At 62.9% G+C, this 4,582-nt stretch carries 5 protein-coding genes; 1 reads left to right on the top strand and 4 read right to left on the bottom strand.

The window, feature by feature from the left end; genetic code table 11:
- The 4 genes from B4E36_RS00995 to fabD all read right to left on the bottom strand — a co-directional run.
- Positions 1-771 (bottom strand): beta-ketoacyl synthase N-terminal-like domain-containing protein (locus B4E36_RS00995; protein WP_345899867.1); only part of this gene is annotated, 771 nt, incomplete at its 3' end.
- Between the two features lie 236 nt (positions 772-1,007).
- Positions 1,008-1,244 (bottom strand): acyl carrier protein, encoded by a 237-nt coding sequence (locus B4E36_RS00990; protein ID WP_018062986.1) that lies wholly within the window; start codon positions 1,242-1,244, stop codon positions 1,008-1,010.
- Positions 1,245-1,521: 277 nt separating this feature from the next.
- The gene (gene fabG / locus B4E36_RS00985) at positions 1,522-2,259 is read right to left on the bottom strand and encodes a 3-oxoacyl-[acyl-carrier-protein] reductase (RefSeq protein WP_292053179.1); all 738 of its coding nucleotides are present in this window, start codon (positions 2,257-2,259) and stop codon (positions 1,522-1,524) included.
- Between the two features lie 49 nt (positions 2,260-2,308).
- Positions 2,309-3,253 (bottom strand): ACP S-malonyltransferase, encoded by a 945-nt coding sequence (gene fabD / locus B4E36_RS00980; RefSeq protein WP_292053177.1) that lies wholly within the window; start codon positions 3,251-3,253, stop codon positions 2,309-2,311.
- 223 nt (positions 3,254-3,476) lie between these two features.
- Here fabD and B4E36_RS00975 point away from each other — a divergent pair, with 223 nt between their 5' ends.
- On the top strand, positions 3,477-4,523 hold the full coding sequence (locus B4E36_RS00975; RefSeq protein ID WP_292053176.1) for an aldo/keto reductase: 1,047 nt from the start codon (positions 3,477-3,479) through the stop codon (positions 4,521-4,523).
- Positions 4,524-4,582: the final 59 nt, after the last annotated feature.

Genomic DNA, 4,582 nt, shown 5'->3' with positions numbered 1-4,582 from the left:
GCGCGCCTTGGCGTGTTCCAGCTCCTCAAGCACCACAATGCCGGAGCCCTCGCCCATGACGAAACCGTCACGATCGACATCATAGGGGCGCGAGGCGCGCTGCGGCTCGTCGTTGAAATTGGTGGAAAGCGCCTTGCAGGCGGCAAAGCCGGCGAGCGCGATGCGGCAGATCGGCGATTCCGTGCCGCCGGCAACCATGACATCGGCATCGCCGAAGCCGATGATCCGGCTGGCGTCGCCGATCGCATGCGCGCCCGTCGAGCAGGCCGTTACGACCGAATGATTGGGGCCGCGCAGCTTGTGCCGGATCGAGACCTGGCCCGAGGCAAGGTTGATCAGGCGGCCGGGAATGAAGAACGGGGAAACGCGGCGCGGGCCGCGGTCGCGCAGCGTATAGCCGGCTTCAACGATCCCTTCGAGCCCGCCGATTCCGGAGCCGATCAGCACGCCGGTCGCGATCTGGTCATCGTCGCTTTCGGGATGCCAGTCGGCATCCGAAAGCGCCATGTCGGCTGCCGCGATCGCATAGGTGATGAACGGATCGACCTTGCGCTGCTCCTTCGGCTCCAGCCACTGATCGGCATTGAAGCTTCCATCGCTGCCGTCGCCAAGCGGGATTGAGCATGCAATCCTGGCTGCAAGATCTTCCGTTTCGAACGCGGTGACCTTGCTGGCGCCGCTGACGCCGTCCAGCAGACGCGACCAGGTTACCTCGGTCCCGCAGCCAAGCGGCGTTACCATGCCCAGACCGGTGATTACGACACGCCTCATTGGTGGATCGCCCCCCATTTTTCTCAAGTTTCTTGCCATCATGACCAGCGTTTCATGCCGGCCAATGCCGAGTGGAATCGACATGCGCCGAACTATAAACGCTCTCGCCACAAGCGCAAAACCGTCCTTGATGCGTTCCCGTCCCGGAACGCAGGACAAAAAAATGGCCCGTATCACCGGGCCGTTCGAGGCGGGTTGCAGGTATGACCCGAACGCCGCCCTGAATTTTCAGTCGATCAGGCCTGAGCCTTCTCGATGAACTTGATGGCATCGCCGACCGTGAGGATCGAATCAGCGGCATCGTCGGGGATTTCCACACCGAACTCTTCTTCGAAGGCCATGACCAGCTCGACGGTATCGAGCGAGTCGGCGCCGAGATCGTCGATGAAGCTTGCGCTTTCGACAACCTTGTCGGCATCCACGCCCAGGTGGTCAACTACAATTTTCTTAACGCGTTCTGCGATATCGCTCATGTCGGTTTCCTCGACCTGTCTCAAGTTCTACCGGATGCCTTGACATCCGCTATGTGAAAGCCGCCGGCCCTCCAAAAGGAAACACGCCGCGGCAGATATGTGAACCAAAGCCCACTTAAACCGAAATCCCGGCCGATGGACCGGGCTTCGTTCATTGGACTGTTCTTGGCAGTCCCGGCCCGCTTACCATGCTTTGTTCTGAGCGCAAAGCCCAAAAAACACCGCGTTGCCGGTCTCTCCAGCATTTTCGACGGCCCGCGTGGAGCGGACCGCAATGTCAGATCATGGCCATGCCGCCATTGATATGCAAGGTCTGGCCCGTGACATAGCCGGCCTCGTTGGAGGCAAGATAGGTGACGGCGGCCGCGATGTCATCCCCGCTGCCCATCCGCTTCATCGGAACGGCGCCGAGGATCGCTTCTTTCTGCTTGTCGTTCAGCTTGTCGGTCATCGCGGTTTCGATGAATCCGGGGGCCACGCAGTTGACCGTGACGTTGCGCGGCGCGACTTCCTGCGCCAGCGATTTCGAAAAGCCGATCATGCCGGCCTTGGCGGCGCAATAGTTCGCCTGCCCCGGATTGCCGGTGACGCCGACGATCGAGGTGATGTTGATGACCCGGCCGAAACGGCGGCGCATCATCGGATGCATGATGGTGCGGGTCAGCACGAAGGCGGCGGTGAGGTTGACCTCCAGCACGCTTTCCCAGTCCGCGTCGCTCATGCGCACGAACAGGCCGTCCTTGGTGATCCCGGCATTGTTGACCAGGATGTCGATGCCCTCAAGCTCCGCCTCGGCCTTTTCGCCGAGCGCCTTGACGGCGGCGCGGTCGGAAAGATTGGCGGGAAACACATGGGTGCGCTCGCCAAGCTCGCCAGCCAGCGCCTCGAGCTTTTCCGCGCGGGTGCCGTGGAGTGCCACGGTCGCGCCCTGGGCGTGGAGCATGCGGGCGATCGCCTCGCCGATGCCGCCGCTGGCGCCGGTAACGAGCGCCTTTCGGCCAGTCAGATCCAACATGTCATAACCTCGTCAGATGTTTGCCCGCCAATCGCGGGCCGTTTCGGTTTCAGCCCTTGATCGCCTTCAGCGCCGCGTCGATATCGCCCGGCGCGTTGATCGCGACGCCGGAGAGCGAACGCTCGATGCGCCGCGCAAGACCGGTCAGCACCTTGCCGGCGCCAACTTCATAGAGCGTTTCGATTTCATTTGTCGCAAACCAGCTCACCGTCTCGCGCCAGCGTACCCGGCCGGTGACCTGCTCCACCAGCAGCTTCGTGATTTCATCCGGATCGGAAACGGGGGCGGCGCGGACATTGGCGATGACCGGCACCACCGGTTCGCCGCGACGGACTTCGGCCAGCGCCTCTTCCATCGCGTCGGCGGCCGGCGCCATCAGCGCGCAATGGAAGGGTGCGGAGACCGGCAACAGCAGCGCGCGCTTGGCGCCCTTCTCCGTCGCGATCCCGACCGCCTTTTCGACAGCGTCCTTGCTGCCGGAGATCACCACCTGGCCACCGCCATTGTCATTGGCAATCTGGCAGACGCCGGCGGACGAGGCTTGTTCGCACACCGCTTCAACATCCTCGAACTCAAGCCCGATGATCGCCGCCATCGCGCCCTTGCCGACGGGGACCGCGCGCTGCATGGCATTGCCGCGGATGCGCAACAGCCGGGCGGTATCGGCCAGCGAGAAGGTGCCGGCGGCGCAGAGCGCCGAATATTCCCCGAGCGAGTGGCCGGCGACATAGGATATGTCGTTCGCCAGATCGAGGCCTTCGGCCTCCAGCACCCTGACGGTGGCGAGCGAGACAGCCATCAGCGCCGGCTGGGCGTTGGCGGTGAGCTGGAGCTGGTCTTCCGGACCTTCCCAGATGATGGCGGAAAGTTTCTCGCCGAGCGCATCGTCGACTTCCTCGAACACCAGTCGGGCGGCGGTAAACTCATCCGCCAGCGCCTTGCCCATGCCGACGGTCTGGCTTCCCTGACCGGGAAAGGTGAATGCAACGCTCATCTCAATCAGCCTCTTTGCCGTGAAACCTCCCGCGCGTTCCTTATACTACCGGATCGCGTCGGTTTTCGTTCTCCAATTGACGTTTCGTTCGCCCAAGTCAAGGGCGCGCCACGATGCGCCGCGACAAGTCGGTAGCGAAAAAACCCCGCATGCGCTTGCACCCGCGGCGCTTCGCGCTAAAGTCGCGGCACTGATCACCCAAGTCGTTTCTCAAGGTATATTCATGAAAATCAAAAGTTTGGGCCGCACCGGCATCAGGGTTTCGCAAATCTGTCTCGGCACCATGACATGGGGCACGCAGAACACGCTGGAGGAAGCTTCCGCCCAGATGGACTATGCCGTGGAAAACGGCGTCAACTTCTTCGACACCGCCGAGATGTATCCGGTGACCCCGATCGGCCCGGAAACCTACGGCCGTACCGAGGAATTCATCGGCGCATGGCTGAGCGCGCGCAAGAAGCGCGATGATATCGTGCTCGCCAGCAAGGTGGCGGGTCCCGGTCGCCCCTGGGTGCGCAATGGCAGCCCGTTGACGCCGGAGGGCATCCGCACGGCGCTCGACGACAGCCTGAAGCGGCTGAAGACCGATTACATCGACCTCTACCAGGTGCACTGGCCGAACCGGAACCATTTCCATTTCCGCAATTCCTGGTCCTATTCCCCCTTCGGCCAGGACCGCCTTCAGGCCCGCGTCGATATCGCCGAGACGCTCGACACGCTGGACGATCTGGTGAAAGCCGGCAAGATCCGCGCGATCGGCCTTTCCAACGAGACCTGCTGGGGCGCGATGAAATATCTGGAACGCGCCGAGGCGAAGGACCGGGCGCGGATCGCGACCGTCCAGAACGAATACAATCTGCTCTACCGCCACCACGATCTCGACATGGCCGAACTTGCCTATCACGAGGATGTCGGCCTTCTGGCATTCTCGCCGCTCGCCGCCGGGCTTCTGACCGGCAAATACCGCAACGGAAAGCTGCCGGAAGGGTCGCGCGCGGCGGTCTCGTCTGCCGATCTCGGCGGTCGGCTGCAGGAGCATCAGGAACCGGCGGTCGATGCCTATTGCAAGCTCGCCGAAACCCACGGGCTGGACCCGGCGCAGATGGCGCTCGGCTTCGTGCTGTCGCGCCCCTTCGTGACCGCCGCCATCATCGGCGCGACCTCGATGGAGCAGCTCAAGACCAACATCGCCGCAGCAGACGTCGCCATGACCGACGACATTCTCGGCGATATCGCACGGGTGCACAGGACCTTCCCCGCGCCGATCTGAGAGAGGCCGCATAGCCCCCAAAACAATCTCCCCCCTTGAGGGCAGGGCTATCGCATATG

It is taken from the genome of Martelella sp. UBA3392 (assembly GCF_002358775.1).
GTDB classification, from domain to species: Bacteria; Pseudomonadota; Alphaproteobacteria; order Rhizobiales; family Rhizobiaceae; genus Martelella; species Martelella mediterranea.
Note: the sequence above shows the minus strand (reverse complement) of the source record. Positions and strands in the feature narration are given on the sequence as shown.